The 20,642-nt window shown below is 72.0% G+C and carries 19 protein-coding genes; 9 read left to right on the top strand and 10 right to left on the bottom strand.

All coding sequences use genetic code 11. From position 1 onward, the window contains the following. Positions 1-83: 83 nt before the first annotated feature. Positions 84-1,097, bottom strand: a complete 1,014-nt coding sequence (locus I3V78_RS24040) for a zinc-binding dehydrogenase (RefSeq protein WP_204490778.1) — start codon at positions 1,095-1,097, stop codon at positions 84-86. 17 nt (positions 1,098-1,114) lie between these two features. Continuing rightward, positions 1,115-2,521, bottom strand: a complete 1,407-nt coding sequence (locus I3V78_RS24035) for an amidohydrolase family protein (protein ID WP_239576559.1) — start codon at positions 2,519-2,521, stop codon at positions 1,115-1,117. A gap of 260 nt (positions 2,522-2,781) precedes the next feature. Between I3V78_RS24035 and I3V78_RS24030 the strand changes: the two genes are divergently transcribed. From I3V78_RS24030 to tesB, 3 genes are all read left to right on the top strand, one after another. Then, positions 2,782-3,831, top strand: coding sequence for a M35 family metalloendopeptidase (locus I3V78_RS24030; protein ID WP_338023731.1), 1,050 nt, complete (start codon positions 2,782-2,784; stop codon positions 3,829-3,831). An 81-nt stretch (positions 3,832-3,912) separates the two neighbouring features. Beyond that, positions 3,913-4,542 (top strand): protease, encoded by a 630-nt coding sequence (locus tag I3V78_RS24025; RefSeq protein WP_204490776.1) that lies wholly within the window; start codon positions 3,913-3,915, stop codon positions 4,540-4,542. Between the two features lie 106 nt (positions 4,543-4,648). After that, on the top strand, positions 4,649-5,524 hold the full coding sequence (tesB, locus tag I3V78_RS24020; RefSeq protein ID WP_204490775.1) for an acyl-CoA thioesterase II: 876 nt from the start codon (positions 4,649-4,651) through the stop codon (positions 5,522-5,524). An 849-nt stretch (positions 5,525-6,373) separates the two neighbouring features. Here the strand turns inward: tesB and I3V78_RS24015 are convergent. From I3V78_RS24015 to I3V78_RS24005, 3 genes are read right to left on the bottom strand one after another with little or no spacing between them, the layout of a single operon-like run. After that, positions 6,374-7,393, bottom strand: coding sequence for an ABC transporter substrate-binding protein (locus I3V78_RS24015; RefSeq protein ID WP_204490774.1), 1,020 nt, complete (start codon positions 7,391-7,393; stop codon positions 6,374-6,376). Positions 7,394-7,434: 41 nt separating this feature from the next. Further along, complete coding sequence (locus I3V78_RS24010; RefSeq protein WP_204490773.1) at positions 7,435-8,217, bottom strand: ABC transporter permease; 783 nt, start codon at positions 8,215-8,217, stop codon at positions 7,435-7,437. Further along, entirely contained in the window at positions 8,214-9,032 is an 819-nt protein-coding gene (locus tag I3V78_RS24005; protein ID WP_204490772.1) for an ABC transporter ATP-binding protein, read from the bottom strand. The genes I3V78_RS24010 and I3V78_RS24005 overlap by 4 nt, the downstream gene beginning before the upstream one ends. Positions 9,033-9,243: 211 nt before the next feature. On the opposite strand from I3V78_RS24005, the gene I3V78_RS24000 reads away from it, so the two are divergent. The 5 genes from I3V78_RS24000 (at position 9,244) to I3V78_RS23980 (ending at position 15,448) form a co-directional block, all read left to right on the top strand. Beyond that, positions 9,244-10,776 (top strand): hypothetical protein, encoded by a 1,533-nt coding sequence (locus I3V78_RS24000; RefSeq protein ID WP_204490771.1) that lies wholly within the window; start codon positions 9,244-9,246, stop codon positions 10,774-10,776. A gap of 21 nt (positions 10,777-10,797) precedes the next feature. Next, positions 10,798-11,904 carry a hypothetical protein gene (locus I3V78_RS23995; protein WP_204490770.1) on the top strand — a complete coding sequence of 369 codons (1,107 nt, stop codon included), beginning with the start codon at positions 10,798-10,800 and terminating at the stop codon, positions 11,902-11,904. A 16-nt stretch (positions 11,905-11,920) separates the two neighbouring features. Beyond that, positions 11,921-12,424, top strand: a complete 504-nt coding sequence (locus I3V78_RS23990) for a hypothetical protein (RefSeq protein ID WP_204490769.1) — start codon at positions 11,921-11,923, stop codon at positions 12,422-12,424. 195 nt (positions 12,425-12,619) lie between these two features. Then, positions 12,620-14,806: an ATP-binding protein gene (locus I3V78_RS23985; protein WP_204490768.1), complete on the top strand. Its 2,187-nt coding sequence runs from the start codon at positions 12,620-12,622 to the stop codon at positions 14,804-14,806. A 24-nt stretch (positions 14,807-14,830) separates the two neighbouring features. Next, the gene (locus I3V78_RS23980) at positions 14,831-15,448 is read left to right on the top strand and encodes a response regulator transcription factor (RefSeq protein WP_204490767.1); all 618 of its coding nucleotides are present in this window, start codon (positions 14,831-14,833) and stop codon (positions 15,446-15,448) included. 25 nt (positions 15,449-15,473) lie between these two features. Here I3V78_RS23980 and I3V78_RS23975 read toward each other — a convergent pair whose 3' ends face one another. After that, positions 15,474-15,836, bottom strand: a complete 363-nt coding sequence (locus tag I3V78_RS23975; protein ID WP_204490766.1) for a type II toxin-antitoxin system PemK/MazF family toxin — start codon at positions 15,834-15,836, stop codon at positions 15,474-15,476. A 124-nt stretch (positions 15,837-15,960) separates the two neighbouring features. Between I3V78_RS23975 and I3V78_RS23970 the strand changes: the two genes are divergently transcribed. Beyond that, positions 15,961-16,491, top strand: coding sequence for a hypothetical protein (locus I3V78_RS23970; RefSeq protein ID WP_204490765.1), 531 nt, complete (start codon positions 15,961-15,963; stop codon positions 16,489-16,491). 50 nt (positions 16,492-16,541) lie between these two features. Here the strand turns inward: I3V78_RS23970 and I3V78_RS23965 are convergent, their stop codons facing one another. From I3V78_RS23965 to I3V78_RS23950, 4 genes are all read right to left on the bottom strand, one after another. After that, a complete protein-coding gene (locus I3V78_RS23965; protein WP_204490764.1) occupies positions 16,542-17,921 on the bottom strand; it encodes an extracellular catalytic domain type 1 short-chain-length polyhydroxyalkanoate depolymerase in 1,380 nt (459 codons plus the stop codon). A 113-nt stretch (positions 17,922-18,034) separates the two neighbouring features. Continuing rightward, on the bottom strand, positions 18,035-18,751 hold the full coding sequence (locus I3V78_RS23960; protein WP_204490763.1) for a hypothetical protein: 717 nt from the start codon (positions 18,749-18,751) through the stop codon (positions 18,035-18,037). Continuing rightward, positions 18,748-19,641, bottom strand: coding sequence for a transporter (locus tag I3V78_RS23955; RefSeq protein WP_204490762.1), 894 nt, complete (start codon positions 19,639-19,641; stop codon positions 18,748-18,750). The genes I3V78_RS23960 and I3V78_RS23955 overlap by 4 nt, the downstream gene beginning before the upstream one ends. 117 nt (positions 19,642-19,758) lie before the next feature. After that, complete coding sequence (locus I3V78_RS23950; RefSeq protein WP_204490761.1) at positions 19,759-20,571, bottom strand: siderophore-interacting protein; 813 nt, start codon at positions 20,569-20,571, stop codon at positions 19,759-19,761. Between the last annotated feature and the right edge of the window lie 71 nt (positions 20,572-20,642).

Raw genomic sequence — 20,642 nt, 5'->3', positions numbered from 1 at the left:
GAGACTAAACCGTTTTTCCAGCTCTTGTCTCGGCCTTCGTGACCCGCTTGGGTGCCACCCCCGTTGGACCGCCGGGGCGGGGCTCAGTCGGCGTCGGGCAGCAGCGCCACGCGGGAGCGGACCTGCCCGGTCTTGAGCTTCTCCAGCCAGTGGCCCACGTCGCGCAGCCGGCCGGTCTCCACCTGGGGCTGGAGGTGGCCCTCCGCGATGAGCTGGAGCACCTCCTTCAACTCCTGGTGCGTGCCCCAGAAGGCGCCCTGGACGCGCGTCTGCTGGTTGATGAGCGCCACCGACGAGAGGCCGAGCTGCAAGGTGTGCAGCCCGACCAGGACCACGGTGCCGCCGCGCCGCACCAGGCGCTGCGCCGGGGCGAAGGTGCCCTCCGCGCCCACGAAGTCCACCACGACGTCGAACGCGCGGCCCGCCAGCCGCTGCTCCAGCTCCGGGGCCAGGACCGTCTCGTGGGCGCCGAGCCGCTCGGCGGTGGCGAGGTTCTCGGCCCGGAGATCGCTGGCGACGATGCGGGCCCCCAACGCGCGCGCGACCTGCACGCCGTTCAAGCCCAGTCCGCCCAGGCCCAGCACCAGCACCGACGTGCCCGGCTTCACCCCGCCCAGCGTCTTCAGGGCGTGGTAGGGCGTGAGGACCGCGTCGGTCGCGATGGCGGCGACCTCGGGGGCGATGCCCGCGGGCACCGCGATGACGCTGCGGGCCGGGACCTTCAGGTACTCGGCGTAGGCTCCGTCGGCGCCCAGGCCCACCAGGTCGCGCCCGGGGGCCCCGCACAGGTTGTCCTGCCCCTGGGTGCACAGCTCGCACTGGCCACAGGGGTTGGGCCCGTGGACGACGTAGAGCGCCCCGAGCGTGAAGTCGCCCGTCACCTCCGGGCCCACCTCCACCAGCTCGCCACACGCCTCGTGCCCCATGGTGAAGGGGTGGGAGGAGATGGGGATGTCGCTCTCCAGCACGTGCAGGTCCGAGTGGCACACCCCCGCGGCGCGGATGCGCAGCACCACGTCTCGGGGGCCCGCCTGGGGCCGGGGAACGTCCTGCGAGGACAGCGTCTTCTGTCCGGGGATGAAGCGCGCGGCGAACATGGTGGGCGCTCCTCGGCTCAGGGCTTGAAGGCGGTGATGGGGCCGGAGACCTGCTTGCCGCGGCGCCACACGGCGTGCAGTTGCTGGGTCGCCGAGATGTCGGAGGTGGGGTCCGCGTCCAGCACCACCAGGTCGGCGCGCTTGCCGGGCGCGAGCACGCCCCGGTCCTCCAGCCCGAGCAGGGCGGCGGCGTCCCGGGTGGCCACCGTGAGCGCCTGCAGCGGGGTCAGCCCCGCGCCCGTCATCAGCAAGAGCTCGCGGTGCTCCGCGACGCCGGGAATGCGCAGGGGAGTGGCGCCCGAGTCGGTGCCGAAGCCCAGGCGCGCCCCCACGTCGTAGAGCGTCTTGAGGTTGTTCTGGTTGAGCTCCACCGCCTTGCGCGCGCTCTCCGCCTTGGGCGAGGCCAGGGTCTTGCTCACCCACGCCGCGTCGGCGAACTGCGCCTTGAGCGCGGGCTGGAGCGCGTTCTGGAAGAAGGGCTCGCCCATCCACGCCGGGGCGTCGGCGTAGATGAAGGTGGCCTCGTCCAGCGCCACGGTGGGCACGTACCAGACCCGGCGCTCCTTCATGAGCTGGAGGAAGTCGGCGTCGACCAGTTGATCCCGCACGCCGTGGGCCACGATGTCCACGCCCGCGCGCACCACCGCCTTGGCGTCCTCGAGATCATGGATGTGCGCGGCCACGCGCAGGCCCTTCTTGTGCGCCTCGTCGATCACCGCCTCGTAGATGTCTGGCTTCATCTTCACGGCCAGCGAGCCCTCGAAGTCATCCAGCCACAGCTTCACCAGGTCCGCCTTGTGGGAAGCCATCTCGCGCACGGCCTGGCGCGCCTTGTCGGGCGTGTCGGGGCGGTAGAGCTGATCCTCGCCCGCGGGCATGCCGTCCGTGGGGGGCGCGCCCTGGGGCACGCCGATGCCTTGATCCGCGCCGAACAGGTCGGCGCCCGTGGCGCGCTCGCCATGCTGCTGCTCGCGCAGCTGCTGCAACAGGGGCCGGTTCATGCCCAGGGACATCACCGTGGTCACGCCATAGGCCTCGTACTGGCGCAGCTGCCGCTGGATGTTGGCGCGGTTGTAATTGCCGGGCTCCACCTTGACGCCGTTGACCCGGCCCACATGCGAGTGATTGGAGATGAGCCCGGGGATGAGCGTCTTGCCGGTGTAGTCGACGGTGCGCGCGTTGTCCGGCACGGGCGTGGACGCGGCCGGCCCCACCGCGACGATCACGCCGTCCCGGATGACGACGACCGCGTCCGCGAGGGGCTCGCCTCCCGCGCCGTCGATGAGCCGCGCGCCGCGCAGCACGACGGGGGTGTCCGCCGCCGGCGCGGACGCCTTGGGCTTGGGCCGGGCCTCGGCGGTGAGGGCGAGGAGGGGCAGCAAGAGGAGGGTGAAGGCACGCACGCGCAGGGTGAACTCCTTCAAGGTCACAAGAGTTCACGAGCATCCCACGAGGACGGGGCGGTGGTGAGGAAAGAGGACACCCGGTCCAATTGGTTTCAATTCAAACAAGTACCTTCGTTACAAAATGTTTTTTTGAGAAACCGAGCCTGGAGGGTTGCCCTCCTGTCGTGTAAGACTGTGTTCACCGGGGTAGCCAAGCTACCGGTGAATCCAGAAAGGTCGTCACTCGCGTGAGCCAGAACGTTCGCGGTTTCAAGTGGCTGGTCGGGGGAATCGTTGGAGTGTCCCTGTTGGGTGCGTGCGGCGCGCCCATGGAGGGGGAAGACGCCTCGCAGCAGCTCACCGAACAGGCCGTGGGTGACATCGCCGTGAGCCTGTCCGTGGCGAGCGGCTCGCTGAGCGCGACCCAGGACGCCGTCGTCACGGTGACCTACACCAACCTGTCCTCGCAGCCCGTGCAGCTGCTCAAGTGGTACGTGCCGGGCAGCGGCAGCGTGCCGGCGGGCCTCTTCGAGGTGACGCGCGATGGCGAGGAGGTCGACTTCGTGGGCCCCCACGTCAAGCGCGTGGCGCCGCGCCCCGAGGACTTCATCACCCTGGCCGCGGGCGAGAGCCTGTCGCGCACCACGTCCCTGTCGGACATGTATGACCTGCGCCAGAGCGGCACGTACGCCATCCGCTTCGCCGCGCAGACGATCAACCAGCACAACGTGGTGCTCACGCGCACCGCGGCGCTGGACTCCAACGTGGTGAGCCTGTTCATCGAGGGCCGCGCCGGCCGTCAGCCCGAGCTCCAGGCCCAGGGCGTGTCCGCCCAGGGGCTCACGTCGGAGAGCAACTGCTCGAGCACCCGCGCCTCGCAGATCTCCACGGCGTTCGCCTCGGCCCAGACGTACGCGAACGAGACCTCGAGCTTCCTCAACGGCATCTCCTCGGGCGCCACGCGCTACACCACCTGGTTCGGCGCGTACTCGAGCACCAACCTGACCACCGCGCGCAACCACTTCACGGCCATCAAGAACGCCTTCGCCTCGGCGGCGGTGCGCGTGGACTGCAGCTGCACGGACTCGGGCACCTACGCCTACGTGTACCCGGCCTCGCCCTACAAGATCTACGTGTGCGGCGCCTTCTGGAGCGCGGGCAACACGGGCACGGACTCGCGCGCGGGCACGCTGGTGCACGAGATGAGCCACTTCAACATCGTGGCGGCCACGGACGACCACGCCTACGGCCAGACCTCGGCCAAGAGCCTGGCCAAGAGCAGCCCCACCAAGGCGCTGGATAACGCGGACAACCACGAGTACATCGCGGAGAACAACCCCAAGCTGTGATCCGGGGCGCTCGCGCCAAAGTAGTTGCTGGGACGAACGGGAGCGGCGACGCTCCCGTTTTTCTTTTTCCCAAGAGGGAACATGCGCCCGATGACTCGTGGATGTGCTGGTTGGATCGCCCTGGGGCTGCTGGTGTCGGCCACGGGGGGCTGCAAGCGCCAGGAGCCCGAGGTGCGGGCGACCGAGCCGAAGGCCACGCAACAGCCCGTGGAACAGGCCGCGCCGGCGCCCGCCGCGCCGACGCCCCCGGAGGAGCCCGCCGTGGTGAAGACGACCCTGGAGTGCGCCATCAGCGTGGCGCCGAACCTGCCCCTGGGGGGGCCGGTGGAGCTGCGCTTCACGCTGTCCAACCCCATGAAGGGCCCGGCGTTCGTGCTCAACTGGCGCACGCCGCTCGAGGGCATGAAGGGCAGGGACTTCGAGATCACCCGGGACGGCGCCGAGGTGCCCTACCAGGGGCCCATGGTGAAGCGCGCCGCCCCCACGGCGGAGAACTACGTCATGCTCTCGCCGGGCGGCTCGGTGGACGCCACGGTGGACCTGAGCAAGGCCTATGACTTGAGCAAGCCCGGCACGTACCGCATCGCCTTCCGCGGGGAGTTGATCGACGTGGCGCCGGACCTGTCGCAGGTGGGCCGGCCCATGGACAAGTTCCAGCCCATGACCGTGCAGTGCCCGGCCGTGGACACGGTGCTCTTCAAGCAGCGCTGAGCCCCCGGGCCGGCGGGGGAGGGATTCCGCCGGCCCGCTCTTCCAGGATGCGGATCCCCCCTCGCTCGGGTATGGAGCGGTGCGTCATCATCTGGGAGAGGTCGTCATGAGTCGTGTTCTGGAGGATCTGCTGGCGCTCTTGAAGCTGGAGCCCATCGAGGAGAACCTGTTCCGGGGACGGAGCCAGGATCTCGGGTTCCGGCAGCTCTTTGGCGGGCAGGTGCTGGGCCAGTCGCTGTCGGCGGCGAGCCAGACCGTGGACCCCCGGCGTCACGTGCACTCCATCCACGGGTACTTCCTGCGTCCCGGCGATGCGGGCCTGCCCGTCGTCTACACCGTGGACCGGGTGCGGGACGGAGGCAGCTTCACCACCCGGCGGGTGCTCGCCATCCAGAAGGGAGAGCCCATCTTCACCCTGATGGCGTCCTTCCAGGGCGAGGAGCCGGGCTTCGAGCACCAAGCGAAGATGCCACAGGTGCCCGGGCCGGAGGGGCTGCCCACGGACGTGGAGCTGCTGCGCCGCAACGCGGACCTGATCCCCGAGCGCATCCGCGACAAGTTCCTGTGCGAGAAGCCCCTCGAGCTGCGGCCCGTCACGCACGTGGACCCTTTCAACCCCCAGCCGGGCGAGCCCATCCGCCACGTGTGGTTCCGGGCCGCGGGGCCGCTGCCCGAGGATCCGCAGGTCCACAAGTACATGCTGGCCTACGCCTCGGACTTCAACCTCATCACCACCGCGCTGCAGCCGCACGGTGCCAGCTACCTGCAGCCGCACATGCAGATGGCGAGCCTGGACCACTCGCTGTGGTTCCACGGCGACCTGCGCGTGAATGACTGGCTCCTGTACTCCATGGTGAGCCCCTGGGCGGGCAACGCGCGCGCCCTGTCCTATGGGCACGTCTTCACGCGCGAGGGCCGCCTGGTGGCCTCCGTGGCCCAGGAAGGGCTCGTGCGGCTGCGCACGCCGCCGCCCGTGACCTGAGGACCCGTCCCACTCACGGCCGCGGGGGGAGGGCGATGAGGAAGGCGTCACGCGCGGAGCGTCCCCGTGGCGTTGTCGAGCCCGCGCACGAACGCGCCTCGCGAAGAGCCCCACTGTTGTTGCCCGTGACGTAGATGTCGCCCGTGCCCGGGCAGGGCCCGTGGTGCGGCCCATGAAGTAGAGCTCGCCCGTCACGGGATGGAACGAGGTCTAGCGTCCTGGCCTGGTACTGGAAGGAGACCCCATGGGCGTTCGCGGGGTCGACGCGCCACAACACGCCTCGCACGTCTCCCGAGGGATCGACGTTCTCCACTCCGACGTCGCCGTTCTCGTACCCCGCCAGGTAGAGCTGGCCTCGCGCGTCGAGGGCAACGTCCAGGAACTCCTCGCTCTTCGCCGTCCCGAACTGCACGCCCCACTCGGACTCATTGGCGGATGCAGACGGCGGTCGGAAGCGGCCCTCGGGGGTCGTCCCGGCATCAGGCGACGGTGACGCTCCGTTGCCCTGCGCGCAGGCGGCCAGGGCCCATACCCAAAGCACGACACCCTTCCGAACGGACATGCTCACGAGCCGTGCCTCCGAGTCCCCTCGCGCGTCTAGGGGGAAGGACATAGGGCCTCGTCGGAGCCCCGTGTTTTTCCCTGGTGCGTCTAGGGAAGAGGAGGAGGCCGCGTCAACAAACCCGCGCCCTTTCCCTAGACCGTCTAGGGAAGAGCCTTATCCTGGCTGGACGACTCCAAATATGTCATTGCATCGGAGTCGCGCATACATAGACGCTCGATGTCGGATGATGTTTGGGTTTGGATGTCTGTGAATGGGCATGGATGCCTCAATCACAGACATGTCTGTCATTGCGGCCGGACGAAGTCGTCCACCGGGGGCACCTTGTCGATGAGGCCCAGGTCCACGAGTTGCTGGCCCAGGGTCGCCCACCGCTCACGGCTCATGGTGCCCAGGCCCTTGGCGCGCGTCTCCTCGGTCTCGATGAGAGGCTTCTGGGCCTCGGAGGCGCCGGCGAAGGTCTCCGCGTCCATGCTGGTGTTGAGCTTGCCCATCACCGCGTTGGTGGCCGCCGGATCCTCCAGGTACACGCGCCAGCCCTCGCGCACCGCCGCCACGAAGTCCTTCACCCGCCCGGGCTGCTCCTTGAGCAGCGCGCCCCGGGTGATGACCACGGCGGTGTAGGGGTTGAAGCCCTCGTCGGCCACGAGGAACACGGCGGGGTCCGCGCCCTGGCGCCGCGCGGCCAGGGGCTCGGCGGTGATGAAGCACTGCTGGGCGAAGTTCTTGTCCGCCACGAAGCGCGCCACGCCGCCGTCGTAGGGCACCACCTTCACCTTGTCGAAGCCGTACTTCTTCTTGAGGAAGGCGGCGTAGGGGATGCCGGGCTCGAGCGCCACCGTGCCCGAGGACAGCAGCTCCTGGATGTTCTTGGCGCCCCGCGAGGCGTGCGCCATCAGGCCCTGCGGCGAGGTCTGGTACACGCTGAACAGCGCGACCACGTCCAGGCCCCGCGCCCGGGCGGTGAGCATCTCGTCCGCGCCGGCGATGCCGAAGTCCACCTGGCCCGTGGCCACCATCTGCATCACCGGCACGCCCGAGCCGCCGCCCTGGATGGTCACGTCCAGGCCCGCGCGCTTGAAGAAGCCCTGCTCCCTCGCGGCGTAGAAGCCACCGAACTCGGGCTCGGGCACCCAGTTGAGCGCGAGCTTGACGGGCACGAGCTTCACCGCGGCCGCGGCGTCCGCCGGGGCCTCCGTCTTGGGCGTGCCCTCCTTGGGCGCGCTGTCCTTGGACCGGGAGCACGCGCTCCCCAACGCCAGCAGGGCCAGCCCGCCCAGGACTCCAACGAAACGTCGTCTCCGCATGTGGAACGCCTCCAAGAGGACTTCGAGAAGAAGGGGGCGCGTCACCCGCCCGAGGCCGAGGGGTGCCAGCGCCGCAGCAGCCGCCAGCCGCTCAGGGACACCGCGCCGAACAGGCCCAGCCCCAGCACCGAGGCGGCCAGCACGGCGGCGAACAGCAGATCCGTGCGCAGGTGCCGGTAGGCCGTCAAGACGAGGATGCCCAGGCCCGCGGCGTCCTCGGAGAAGCCCGCGACGAACTCGCCCACGATGGCGCCGATGACCGCCAGCCCCGAGGCCACCTTGAGCCCGGTGAAGAGCTGGGGCAGCGCGGCCGGCAGCTCCAGCTTCCACAGCGTGGCCAGCCGCCGCGCGCCATAGAGGCGGAACAGGTCGCGCAGCGCCGGCTCCACCGAGCGCAGGCCGGTGAGCGTGTTGGTGATGACGGGAAAGAGCGAGACGATGAAGGAGGACACCGCCACGGCGCGCAGGCCCGGTCCGAACCACAGCACCAGCAGGGGCGCGATGGCCACGATGGGCACCGTCTGCAGCACGAGCGTGTAGGGGTAGAGCGCCCGCTCCAAGAGCCGCGAGGAGCCCAGGAGGATGGCGATGAGCACGCCGACGACGGCGCTCAGCAGGAAGCCCAAGAGCGCGGCCGTGCCGGTGACGAGCGTGGCGCTCCAGAGCGTGGGCAGCTCCCGCAGGCCCACGGCGGCGATGGCGGAGGGCGGCGGCAAGAGCCACGGCTCGATGCCGAGCCCCCGCGTGAGCCCCTCCCAGAGCCCCAGCACGAGCACGAGCGCGGCCACGGGCGGCACCACCCGGCCAGCCCACGAGGTCTTCATTCGGTGTCTCCCCGCTCCAGCGCGCGCTGGAGCCGCCCCAGCTCGTGGGCGAAGCCGGGCTCGGCGCGCAGGGCCGGGCCGCGCTCGGCGGGCAGCTCGAGCGTGTGGTCCAACATCACCCGCGCGGGGCCTCGTGACAGCACCACCACGCGCTCGGCCAGGTAGGCGGCCTCGGCGAGCGAGTGGGTGACGAAGAGGACCGTCATGCCCAGCTCCTTCCACAGCGCGCGCAGCTGATCGTCCAACCGGTTGCGCGTGAGCTCGTCCAGCGCGGCGAAGGGCTCGTCGAGCAGCAGCAGCCGGGGGCGGGTGACGAGCGCCCGGGCCAGGGACACGCGCATGCGCATGCCGCCGGACAGCTGCGCCGGAAAGCGCGTCAGGGCCTCGCCGAGGCCCACCTCTCCGAGCACGGCGCGCGCCGCCTCGTGACGCGCGGGCGCGGCCACGCCCACGAGCTCCAGGGGCAGGGCCACGTTGTCGAGCACCGTGCGCCAGGGCAGCAGGTGCGCGTCCTGGAAGACGTAGGCGATGGGGCCGCGCGCGCCCGGGCTCCGCGCCAGGGGCGGCGAGAAGGAGAGGGTGCCCGCGTCCGGCGCGTCCAGGCCCGCCACCAGCCGCAGCAGCGTGGACTTGCCACACCCCGAGGGGCCCACCAGCGCCACGAAGCTCCCCGCGGCGATGTCCAGGCTCAGGTCCTCCAGGACCCGCGCCCCGTTGGCGAACCCGCGCCGCAGCCCCTCGAGCCGCACGTGCACGCCGCCCCGGCCCTCATCGGGTGCCAGGGGGGTGGAGGAGGCCGGACGGTGGGCGGTCATGACGGGAGGAGGTTCTACCCGCCGGACGTGCCGGGGGCCACCCTTCTGCGTGCGTCCCCGTGCACAGCCCGTACAGCGCGCTTCACAGTCCGCAGGGCGTCCCCCTCGGAGGGCCGCCCTGGCACGAAGTCCGCAATGCCCGGGTCACGACTTCCATCCAGGCATCGGGACGCCCGTTGTGGCTCCGAGGAGTCCGTGCCGCGAGGTGACGATGAGGCCCGTATTGCTCCTGTTGTTGCTGTGGTCCGTGTCCGCCCAGGCGGCGCGTCCGGCGTCGGTGCTGCGCATCGAGGGCCCGGACGCCTTCGTCGATCTCGGACGCGCCGAGGCCGCCCCACCCGGAGCACGGCTGCGCGTCTACCGGGTCATCGAGGCGCGCCACCCGGTGACGGGCAAGGTGCTGCGCGACCGCTTCCTGTTGGGCGAGGCCGAGGTGCTGGAGGCGGGTGAGGTGCTCTCGCGCATCGCCGCGCCGGACGAGGTCCTCGCGCACCTGGAGGTCGGGGACGAGGTGGAGCCCGTGGCGCCCGCCGCGCCCCGGGAGAAGCCCGCGTCGGCCGTGCCCGCCCCGGCGGCCTCGGCCTCCGCGGCCCAGGGGCCCTCCGACGCCGAGCGCACCGCCCTGCGCGCCGCCTGGAACGCCGCCGTCAAGTCGGCGCCCGCCGAGCGCGCCAGGGTCTGGGAGGACTTCCTCGGGGCGTGGCCCCAGACGGACCTGGCCGGCCCCCTGCGCGCGGAGATCGCCCTGCTCAAGGAGACCGCCGCGTCCGGCCGCCCCACCGCCGAGCCCGTGGCCCCGGTGCTCTCCGTGCGCGCGCCCGGCCGCGTCTTCACCCACGAGCCCCTCGTCGTGTCCCTGGCGAGCCTCGCCGGACCCACGCCCCGGGCCGTCATGGTCCACTGGCGCGAGAAGGGCTCGCCCACCTTCCGCACCGTCCACCTGGACGCCGAGCCCCATGGCCACTTCCGCGCCGTGCTGCCCGTGACGCCCGCGCCCCTCGCGGGCGTGGAGTACTTCGTCGAGGCCGTGCTGCCCTCGGGCGCCACGCTCGCCGCGTTCGGCTCGGCCCAGCGGCCCGGCGCCATCGCGGTCCTCCGGCCGCCCCAGGACGAGCGGATCGAGCTGCGCGACCGCAGCCGGGTGCGGCTCACCGACGAGTACGTGGACTTCAACCGCTTCAAGGGCAACGACGTCTACAACCTCTTCGAGGCGGACTTCCTCTACCGCGTCTACACCGTGGTGCACGCGGTGCGCGTGGGCTTCGGCAACTACCGCGGCCTGGGCACGCCCCGCTCGCGGCTCGACTCGGGCCAGCCCGGTCGGCCCGTGGGCTACACCTATGGCTTCGGCGAGCTGGAGCTGCGCCTGCACCCCGCGCTCTCGGTGCTGCTCAAGGGCAGCGCCGGCGTCACCCGCGAGGGGCTCCGGGGCGGCGCGGACGTGGGCCTGCGCATCGGCGGGGAGACGGGCACCTCGCTGCTCATCCGCGGCGCCAAGGTGGCGGACATCGGCCAGCGCGCCAGCCTCGCGCTGTCCTGGGACGCCGTGCGCGACTGGCCCATGAGCGCCGAGGTCGTCGTCACCAACGAGCCCATCGGCGAGGACCTCGGCGTGCGGCTCATCTACACCGTGGGCCGCACCGTCACCCCCTGGCTCGATCTCAACGGACGCGTGAGCTACCAGCTGCGCGACATCAACCACTCCGGCTTCGGCCTGGGGCTGGGCACCACCTTCCACTGGTAGCGGCTTCTCGGAGACCCGCCCATGATGACCTTGTCCACCGCCGCCACCTGCCTGCTGCTGCTGCTCGCCCAGATGCCCGCGACGCCGCCGCCGCCCGCTCCCGCCGCCGAGTCCCCCCCCACCGAGCCCGCCGAGCCCCTGCGGGTGTGGCACGTGCCCGTCGCCCAGGTGCCCGCGGGCACGTCGCTCGTGCTGCGCGCGGAGGTCGCCCCCGCCTGGCGGCTCGCGGCGCTCGTGGCCCACCACCGCGCCGCCGGGGAGACGGTCTTCCAGACCACCGCCTTCGAGCTGAGCGCCGACGGCACCCATGCCGCCTCCCTGCCCGTGCCCGCCACGCAGCGCGTGCCCGTGGAGTATTACGTCACCGCCCGGGACACCGCGGGCGAGGAGACGGTGCGCTTCGCCAGCGCCGAGCGCCCCTACCCGGTGCTCATCGACGTGCCGCGCTCCCTGCTGGAGCGCGAGGCCCTGCTGGAGGTGTACGGGCAGCGGCGCTCGCGGGTGGGCGCCTTCGCCGAGCACGTGGACTATGGCGCGACCCGGATCGCCGGCCGACGCTCCGTGGACCGCTACTACCGCGTGGAGGCCGACTACCTCTACCGCCTGTTCACCCCGGTGGGGGAGCTGCGCCTGGACTCCATCCGCATCGGCGTGGGCCACCTGCGCGCCCAGACGCCGCCCTTCGGGGCCTCGGAGCCCGAGGACTCGCGCACCCCGGGCCTCGACTACGGCTTCTCCGAGGTGGACGTGAGCCTGCATCCGCTGTTCGGCCTGGGCGCGAAGCTGGTGCTCGGCGGCAACCTGAGCGGCTTCGCGGCGGGCTTCGGCGGCAAGCTGCGCATCGGCCGTCCCCATGGCGCGCGCGCGGAGCTGGAGGGCGAGTTCGTCCAGGGCCTCGGAGGCCTGGGCACGCTGCGGCTCGCCTGGGACACCGTGCCGCGCTTCCCCATGAGCGCCGCCGTGCAGGTGACGAACGTGCCCACGGGCCCCGTGGGTCTGCGGCTGCTCTACCGCGTGGGCTACCAGGTCTCGGACGCCGTGCTCGTGGGCGCCCAGGCCGGCTACCAGGCGCGGACCTCGATCGGCGGGGGGCCCACCCTGGGCCTGCTCACCAGCTACTCCTGGTAGGGAAGGAGAACCCCCCATGCTCACCTGGCTCATGCTGTCCCTGTTCGCGGTGACGCCCCCGCCCCCCCCGCCCGAGACTCCGGGCCCTTCACCCGTGCCCCTGGTGGTGGGCGTCACCGCCTCGCCCGAGGCCCAGCGCACGGCCCAGGAGGTGGCCCGGACGCTCGGCGTGGAGCTGGCGGCGCCCGCCCTGGACTGGACCGCCTGGCTCAAGTCCCGCCCGGCCGGGTGTGCCCGGGAGCCGCGCTGCCTGCTGACCGCGCCGGGGCTCCCGGGGGCCTCGCGGCTGCTGCACCTGCACCTGCGTGTGCTCGCCCCGGGCCGGCTCGCCGTGGACCTGCGGCTCGTCGACGTGCGGGGGCGCAAGGTGCTCGCACGGCGGGCCGCCGTGGTGGAGTCCGCGGAGCTCGGCGCCTGGAGCGAGGCGTCCGCGCTCCGGTTGCTCTCGCGGACCGGGCCCGGCGCGGGGTGGCGCGCGCCCAGTCCCTATGCGCACCCGGCCCGGCCCTCCGCGCCGTGAAGGCGGGCGCGACGCCGGGGGCCGCGGTGTCGTCTGGATGAGGGGCGCAACTTTCGAGTCCTCAAGGGTCCGGGCGCGGCGCGGGCATGCGGGGAAATCCCATCGCGCGGGGTAGACGCGCGGGGCCACGGTGGCAATCTCCAGTCCCCGATGGAACCGGGCAACCACCGACCAGTCCAAAACCCTCGCCGCGCGGTGTTCTGGCTGTGGCTCCTCGCGCTGCTGGCGATGCGCGCGGAGGCGACCGAGCGCGAGAAGCGCGTGCTGGTCTTCGTGCCCGAGTACGCCACGGTGCCGGCCATCGCGGACTTCACCCGAGGCGTGCGGCGCACGCTGATGACCGAGAGCCCCGGGCCCGTCACCGTGCACGTGGAGTACCTGGGCATGGCGTGGTTCGGCGGCGGCGAGTACGAGCGCGCGCTGAGCGACTTCTACCGCGTCAAATACCGCGAGCAGCAACCCGACGCCCTCGTCGTCTACGAGGACGCCACGCCGCTGCTGTTGCAGATCCAGCGCGAGCTGTGGCCCCGGGTGCCGATGCTGGCCATCGTCGCGGATGACTTCCAGGTGGAGGCCTTTCCCCAAGGGCCCTACCTGCGGGGCAACTGGGCGGACTTCGCCATCACGGAGTCGGTGCGGGCGGCGCTGCGGCTCCTGCCGGACACCCGGCACGTGGCGCTCGTGCTCGGCTCCAGCCCGCGGGAGAAGATCGCCCGGGCCCTGGTGACCCAGGAGGTGCGCCGGGGCGCGCCGGACCGGGTGTTCATCGATCTCGCCGGGCTGACGCTGGAGGAGCTGCGGCGGCGGGTGCGGACCCTGCCGCCGGACACCGTGGTCATGATGGTGGGCTTCATGCAGGACGCCACCGGGCGCAGCCTCATCTCCTACGACGTGATGCGGATGCTGCACGCCGATGGCGCCCCGCCCATCTTCAGCGTGCACAAGACCATGCTGGGCAGCGGCATCGTGGGGGGCGTGCTGGCGGACTATCCGCTCCTGGGCCAGAAGACGGCGCGGCGCGTCCTGCGGCTGCTCCAGGGGGAGCCCGCCTCGAGCCTGCCGACCGGCTCCATGGAGGCCAACGTGCTCGCCTTCGATGCGCGGGAGCTCGAGCGCTGGCACATCCCCGCGAGCCGCCTGCCCCCGGAGGCCGAGGTGCACTTCCACGAGCCCGGGCTCTGGGAGCGCTACCGCTGGCAGGTGAGCGCGCTGCTCGGCGCGGGCCTGTTGAAGGTGGGGCTCATCGCCGTGCTGCTCCTGGAGCGCTCCAGGCGCAAGCGCGCCCAGCGGTTGAACCTCGCGGTGCTGGACTCCCTGCCGGGCTCGGTGGCCATCCTCGACCGGCACGGGAGCGTGCTGCGGGCCAATCCCGCGCGGGACGGGGGCCCCGGGGAGGGCGCCCCGGAGCGCCTGCCGACCTCCGGGGACTCCTACCTGGAGTCCCTGCGCGAGGCGGCGCGCACGGGCCCACCCGAGGTGGCCCACGCGGTGGCCCTGCTCGAGGCGGTGCTCGCCGAGCGCCTGCGCGAGGGCCTGGTGGAGTTCCGGGGGCACAGTCCGGGCACCTGGCTGGAGCTGCGTGTGCGGCACCTGGAGCTGCCCGAGGGCGGCGCCGTGGCGTCCCTCGTGGATGTCACCTCGCGCAAGCGCGCGGAGCAGGAGGCGCGTCAGGCGCGCGACGAGCGGGCGCACCTGGAGCGCGTGGCCGCCGTGGGCGAGCTGGGGGTCTCCCTCGCCCACGAGCTCAACCAGCCCCTGGCCGCCATCCTCACCAATGCCCAGACGGCGCAGCGGCTCTTGTCCGGCTCGTCCATCAACGCCCCCCTGCTGCGCGAGGTGCTCCAGGACATCGTCGCCGACGACCTCCGGGCCAGCGCCGTCATCCGCCACCTGCGCATGCTGCTCAAGAAGGACGAGGCGGGGCACGCCCGCCATGACTTCAACGCGCTGGTGCGCGACGTCATCCGCCTGGTGGGCAACGACGCCCTGCTGCGCGGCGCGGACCTCATCCCCGATCTGTGCGAGGGCGCCCTGCCCATCCTGGGCAACGGCGTGCAGTTGCAGCAGGTGGTGCTCAACCTCACCGTCAATGCCCTGGACGCGGTGGGCCCCAGCCCGAGCGGGGCGCGGCGCGTGTGGGTGCGCACCCAGCGGCACGGGGACCGCGTGGAGCTGGTGGTGGAGGACACCGGCGAGGGGATGACCGACGAGGTGCTCGCGCGCCTGGGCGAGCCCTTCTTCACCACCAAACGCGAGGGCATGGGCATGGGCTTGTCCATCAGCCGCTCGCTGTTGGAGGCCCACCACGGTCGCCTCCACGCCGAGCGCCGCGCCGGGGGCGGCAGCCTCTTCCACTGCACGCTCCCCCTCCAATTGGACTGAGGTGCATGTGTTAGGGTCACGCACATGAGCCAGGCAGAGCCCAAGGTCTTCGTCGTGGATGACGACCCCTCGGTGTTGCGCAGCCTGGGTCGCATGTTCGAGGTGGAGGGCTACGCGGTGGAGTGCTTCGTCCACCCCCGGCGGATGCTGGCGCTCCCGCCCTGGACGGGCCCGGGGTGCGTGGTCATGGATCTGCGCATGCCCGAGCTCAATGGCCTGGAGTTGCAGGAGGCCCTGCGGCGGGCCGGCTGGGCGCAGCCCATCATCTTCATCAGCGGGCACGGCGACGTGCCCACCGCGGTGCGGGCGATGAAGGCCGGGGCGGTGGACTTCCTGCCCAAGCCCGTCACCAACGAGGAGCTGCTGGCGGCGGTGGAGCGGGCGCTCGAGCGGGACCGGGAGGCGCGCGACGCGCGGCGGGAGCGCGAGCGGCTCCAGGCGCTCTTCTCCACGCTCTCGCCCCGGGAGTGGCAGGTGTGCCGGCTGATGGCCCGGGGCCTGCTCGACAAGCAGATCGCGGCCGAGCTGGGCACGGCCGCGCAGACCGTGGGCCTGCAGCGCCGGCGGGTCCTGGAGAAGCTGGAGACCCAGTCCGCGGTGGAGCTCGCGCGGCTGCTGGAGCGTCTGGAAGCCCTGAGCTGAGCCGCCGTCGTCCGCCCGGGCCGCGTCACCTCTGGAAGAAGGAGGCCTGCTGGAAGCGCAGCCCCGCGAGCACCTGCTCCACGCGCGCGTCGGACAGCGCGCCGATGCGCTCGCCCAGCCGGCCCTTGTCCACCGAGGAGATCCGCGACACGACCACCACGCTGCGTTTGGGCAGGCCGCCCTCGCCCTCGTCGAGCAGGACGTTGCCGGGCTCGGTGGCCCGGTGCAGGTTGGACGTCAGGGCACAGACGATCACGGTGGTGATGCGCGAGTGGTTGAACACGTCCTCCTGCACCACCACGTGGGGATGCGCGTAGGCCGGCGCCGGCCCGCGCGAGTCGTCCGGCCCGATCCAGTACACGTCCCCGCGGTGGATGTTCGTCGTCATGCGCGCCCTCGAATCGGGGAAATCATGGCCCAGGGCGGCACCCGTGGGCGCGTTTTCCATTCCCCTCGGGGCCCGAGTCGCATTAGGAGCGGGCTCGCTGTCCATCTCGTACGAGGAGTGAAGAATGTTCCGTCTCAGTGTCCTTGCGGTCTTCCTGGCGGTCACCACGGGCTGTGCCACCACGGGTCGGGCGTACATGGATTCGGGTCTGTCCAATCGCGCGGAGCCCGCCTCCGTGTGGAACCGCCCGCAGGAAGTGGGCTTCGACTGGGGGGCGGAGATCTCCGGCGCGGCGACCTACCAGTGCGTGGCCGTCTTCATCTGCTGGGGCGCCGAGGACGGCGGGGCGCTGGACGGGGTGGGGGCGCTCATCGGCTCCATCACGGGCCGGGGGGGCGCGGTGGCGGATCCGCTCGTGCGCGCGGCGGCGGCCAACGCGGTGAAGGGCACGCCCAAGACGGACGGCATCTACGTGGTGAGCCACGAGACCGATTCCTTCAACATCCTCATCTACAAGAAGCGCACCGCCACGGTGCGCGGCAAGGCCATCACCGTGAAGACCCTGGGCGAGGTCAGCCAGGATCGCTCCGACCGCAACCGCAACCTCAACGCGCTGGGCGGCAGCCTGGTGAACGTCGGCGATGTCTTGAAGTAAGGCCGAGCGGTGAGGCGGCGCCCTCGCTCCGGGGGCGCCGCCCGGGCGCGTCAATGCGCGGCGAAGAAGCTCCAGAGCAGGGCGTTGGCGTCGATCTCCTGGGTGGTGGTGCCGTTGCCCGAGGAGGACTGGGGCGTCCCCGGCCAGGTGTGGCCCCCGTCGGAGACACGGTAGAGCACGACGTCGGCGCCGTCACGGCACCCCGTGTAGGCGATGCGGCTGACGTGCGAGGACACGGCGGTGGTGCTCGGCGTGGCGCCACACCCGTTGAGCGTGGCCCAGCGCTGTTGTGCCGTGGGCACGGCGTACTGCCACACCGCGCTGCCGCCGCCCGCGTACGGGTTCGTGTAATCCTGCTGTCCGTGGAAGGCGATCACCGGCACCGCGCGGCCCGGCCGACAGGAGGCCGCCTCCGGTTGGCTCGGGTTGGCGGGATCCGGGCGTCCGGCGCGCAGGCCCGCGATGGCCGCGAGTCCCTCGAGCCGGTCCGGGCGGGCGCAGGCGAACGCGGACGCCATGCGCGCGCCCCCGGAGTAGCCGATGGCGAAGACCCGGTCGGGCTGTCCACAGAGCGAGGCGCTCAGCGTGGTGAGGACCTGATCGAGGAAGGCCACGTCATCCCGGGGACCCGACGTGACCCCGGGCACGTTCCACGCGAAGCCACTGTCGCTGGGGATGGCGCCCGAGGGCGCGATGACCGCGAACGTGTTCGCCTGCGCGGCGGAGCGGATGTGGCTGTAGGCGAGCTGCCCTGGACCGCTGCTGCCCGTGCCGTGGAGGTTGAGCACGAGCGGCAGCCGGGTCGTGGCTCCGACCCCGCTCGGGACATGCACGGCGACGTTGTAGCGCACCCCGTTGAAGGTGACCGCGACGGTGCTGTCTCCCGCGGGCACGGAGCGGGTGCAGGCGGTGTCATCCGGGGCACCGGGCAGCCGCCACTGCTGGTTGGACTGCCCGTTGCAATCCCAGATCTGCAGCCGGGTGCGATCCGCGGAGCTCTCGCCCGTCACGTCCAGACAGCGTCCCGACTGGGGGTTGCGCAGCGTTCGCGCCGAGGCGTCGTACACCCACTGCTGCGCGCCGCTCCCGTTGCAGTCCCAGAGCTGAAGCTTGCTGCCGTTCACGGTGCCCTGCCCGGTGACGTCCAGGCACTTGTTCGCGTGGGGATTGCGCAGGGTGCCGTTGTCGCTGATCGTCCAGGTCTGGGCCACCCCGGCGGCACAGGTGTAGAGCTGGACGGCGGTGCCATTCGTGGTGCCCGAGGCCGCGACGTCGACACACTTGCCGGCCAGCCCCACGATGGGGCCCGTCCGGTCGGCGGCGGGCCCGACGGCGGCCCACGACGACGCGCTCACGAGGAAGAGACCCGCCAGCACCCCGGCGCCGAGTCCTCGGACGCCTCGTGGGTCGATGCGGTCGGTGCGATCCATGGTTCCTGCCCCCAGGGGTGTGCGGTGTGGCCACCGGATGATCCGGTCCCGCCACTGTCGACACCCCTGAAGACGGAGTCAATGAATTCGTGATTAACCCGTGCGACCCGCGCTCAGTGGTCGCTCGTCACGGCGCGGGCCACGTTGCGCAGCACCTGCTCGGAGACGTCGGGGGCGGCCAGGTCCACGCCGTCCAGCCACCGGTCGTACGTCAGGTGCAGGGTGCGGCCGGCCTCCCGCGTGTCCTCGGACAGGTCCACCCCGTCCAGTGACACCTCGGCGTTGAACACCCCGTCGCTCTCCACGTGGAAGCGCCGGGGCGCGCCCCCGCCGGCGGGAATCCACTCGCCCTCCAGCATCAGCGTGCGGCCCTCCATGTCCCCGTGTCGGGCCAGGCCCTCCGCGTCGGCGTCCGCGGGCGCGAAGACCAGGTGCGCGCGGCAGTAGCGGCCCGGCGGGGGTCGCAGCGTGCCGAGCGCCACGGGCTCGCCGTCCGCGAGCTCCAGGCCGTTGATGTGCGGAATGCCCAGGCGCCGCGGCGTGCCCTCCGAGTGCGCGTGGGCCGTGCCCACGGGCGAGAGCGCGCGCAGCCATCGCCAGGCGCTGCTCGTCGCGCAGGGGTGGATCTCCACGCTGCCCAGGGTGACGCGGGCCCGGGTCAGGGTGATGCGATCGCCCCGGTCATTGAGGAACTGGCGGGCGGTGCCCTCGGCGCGGGTCTCGCGCGCGGGGCGGAAGTCGAGCGCCAGGTGGAAGCGGATGCCCTCCTCGCGCACGCCGCACGCGCCAAGGGCCATCAGCAGGAGCCAGGAGGCCAGGGTCTTCTTCATAGATCGTAGGCGAGGGCGACTTGGAGGATGGGCATCTGCCGCACGTCGCCGCGCATGCGGTTGAGCACGGGCAGGCGCACGCCGAGCTGCACCACCACGTCCAGGGCGGGGCTCAAGAGCACGTCCGGCGAGAGGTAGACGAGGCTGCCGCTGCCCACCTCGTCCCGCACGCCCGCGTGGTTGCTCTCGCCCTCGACGAGCCCGTCCACGGCCATGCGCAGCGCCCAGCGCGTGGCGGGCTGGAACTGCGCGGCCAGGGTGGAGCGCAGCGCGGGGCCCGCGCGAAAGCCCTCGCGGCCCCGGGTGGGCAGGTAGCCCGTGGCGCTCGCCAGGAAGGACCAGTCGCCGAGGAAGGCCGTGTACGACAGGCCGAGCAGGGGATCCCACGAGCCCGTGCCGAGCTGGGCGTCGAGTGACAGCACCCGGCCCTGGGTGTCGCGCAGGGTCGAGGAGGTGGGCAGGCGCGTGCCCACGAGCAGACCGAACAGGTGGTTGGCGGAGAACTGCCGGTCCCGGAAGAGGAAGACCTTGGCGGCCACCTCCATGTCCCCGATGCCCCAGCCCGCCTCGCGCGCGAGGCTCACGTCGCGCACGGTGCGCGCCTGCACGGGCAGGGTGGCGGACAGGAAGAGCCAGGGCAGGGGGGCATAGGCGGCCGACACGTCCATGCGCAGCTCGCGCAGGGCCAGCCCGTCCACCGTCACCTGGCCCGAGTCCAGGCCCCAGGCGCGCACCTGGGTGGCCAGCCTCAGCCGCCCCGCGAAGGGCTGCTCGGTGCCCATGGACGTCAGGGTGGGATCACCACAGGCGCAGGTGGCGCAGGCGCGCGCCTCTCCGGCGAGCAGCACCAGGGGCAGGGCGAGGGAGGCGGCGAGGCGAAGGGTCCACATGACGCGGCGCACTCTAAGGGTCAGGGCCCCGGGGGGCCCTGTGGTGAGTTGTCGCGTCTGTTCACCCGCGCGCGCTTACCCCTGGGCACCTACCCCTTGGCACTTACCCCTTGGCACTTACCCCTTCGCGTCGTGATGGTCCGAGGCGCCGCGCTTCCAGTAGCCCGTCACCCGGGTCCACGCCTTGTTCAGCCCGCGCTCGGTGTGCAAGTGCTCACGAATGGACTTGAGGGTGGTGGCCTCGCCGGCCACCCAGGTGTAGCCGTCCCCCGGGGGCAGTTGCACCTCCCGCAGGGCGTTCTCCAGGAGCTTCGTCGTGCCGGCCTCGGCGCCGTTGCGGTGCAGCCAGGTGACCTGGACCTGGGCCCGGGTGTCGAAGCGCTGCTCCTCGGAGGCGTCGTCCACCTCGATGAAGGCGAGGGCGCGCGCGTGGGCGGGCAGCTCCTCCAGCCGACGGCCGATGGCGGGCAGGGCGCTGGCGTCGCCGGCCAGCAGGTACCAGTCGAAGTCGTCCGCCACGGTGGTGGTGCTGCGCGGGCCGCCCGCGCCCAGGAAGTCCCCGGGCTTGACCGCCGCCGCCCACGACGAGGCCGGCCCCGCGCCGTGCAACACGAAGTCGATGTCCAGCTCCCCCCGGGCCGCGTCATACCGGCGGGGCGTGTAGTCGCGCGAGGCCGGCTTGGGCTTGCCCTCGGGCATGGACAGGCCGTTGGGCCCGAGCACCGGCATGGACGGCATGCGCTGGCCCGGCTCGGCGAAGAACAGCTTCACGTGATCGTCCGCGCCCCGGCTCTCGAACCCCTCCAGCTCCGGCCCGCCCACCGTCACGCGCACCATGTGCGGCGTCAGCCGCGTCACCCGGAGCACCTCGAGCAGCCGCAGCTTCACGGGAAAGGGGCCCTGCCGGACAACGCGCTCGGTCTCACTCATCTTCTTCTGCTCCCGGAAATAATTGATAATGATTCTCATTATCATATTGGCGGCGGAGGAGGAGGGCAACC

Origin of the sequence: Archangium primigenium, from assembly GCF_016904885.1 — a bacterium.
Classification (GTDB): Bacteria; Myxococcota; Myxococcia; order Myxococcales; family Myxococcaceae; genus Cystobacter; species Cystobacter primigenius.
This window is presented reverse-complemented; position numbering and strand designations above follow the sequence as displayed.

Coding starts and splice junctions, on each gene's coding strand:
- I3V78_RS23965 (WP_204490764.1), bottom strand. CDS start 17,921: ATGGATCGCACCGACCGCATCGACCCACGAGGCGTCCGAGGACTCGGC.
- I3V78_RS23975 (WP_204490766.1), bottom strand. CDS start 15,836: ATGACGACGAACATCCACCGCGGGGACGTGTACTGGATCGGGCCGGAC.
- I3V78_RS24010 (WP_204490773.1), bottom strand. CDS start 8,217: ATGAAGACCTCGTGGGCTGGCCGGGTGGTGCCGCCCGTGGCCGCGCTC.
- I3V78_RS23980 (WP_204490767.1), top strand. CDS start 14,831: ATGAGCCAGGCAGAGCCCAAGGTCTTCGTCGTGGATGACGACCCCTCG.
- I3V78_RS23970 (WP_204490765.1), top strand. CDS start 15,961: ATGTTCCGTCTCAGTGTCCTTGCGGTCTTCCTGGCGGTCACCACGGGC.
- tesB (WP_204490775.1), top strand. CDS start 4,649: ATGAGTCGTGTTCTGGAGGATCTGCTGGCGCTCTTGAAGCTGGAGCCC.
- I3V78_RS23955 (WP_204490762.1), bottom strand. CDS start 19,641: ATGTGGACCCTTCGCCTCGCCGCCTCCCTCGCCCTGCCCCTGGTGCTG.
- I3V78_RS23995 (WP_204490770.1), top strand. CDS start 10,798: ATGATGACCTTGTCCACCGCCGCCACCTGCCTGCTGCTGCTGCTCGCC.
- I3V78_RS23950 (WP_204490761.1), bottom strand. CDS start 20,571: ATGAGTGAGACCGAGCGCGTTGTCCGGCAGGGCCCCTTTCCCGTGAAG.
- I3V78_RS24005 (WP_204490772.1), bottom strand. CDS start 9,032: ATGACCGCCCACCGTCCGGCCTCCTCCACCCCCCTGGCACCCGATGAG.
- I3V78_RS23960 (WP_204490763.1), bottom strand. CDS start 18,751: ATGAAGAAGACCCTGGCCTCCTGGCTCCTGCTGATGGCCCTTGGCGCG.
- I3V78_RS24000 (WP_204490771.1), top strand. CDS start 9,244: ATGAGGCCCGTATTGCTCCTGTTGTTGCTGTGGTCCGTGTCCGCCCAG.
- I3V78_RS23990 (WP_204490769.1), top strand. CDS start 11,921: ATGCTCACCTGGCTCATGCTGTCCCTGTTCGCGGTGACGCCCCCGCCC.
- I3V78_RS24025 (WP_204490776.1), top strand. CDS start 3,913: ATGCGCCCGATGACTCGTGGATGTGCTGGTTGGATCGCCCTGGGGCTG.
- I3V78_RS24040 (WP_204490778.1), bottom strand. CDS start 1,097: ATGTTCGCCGCGCGCTTCATCCCCGGACAGAAGACGCTGTCCTCGCAG.
- I3V78_RS24015 (WP_204490774.1), bottom strand. CDS start 7,393: ATGCGGAGACGACGTTTCGTTGGAGTCCTGGGCGGGCTGGCCCTGCTG.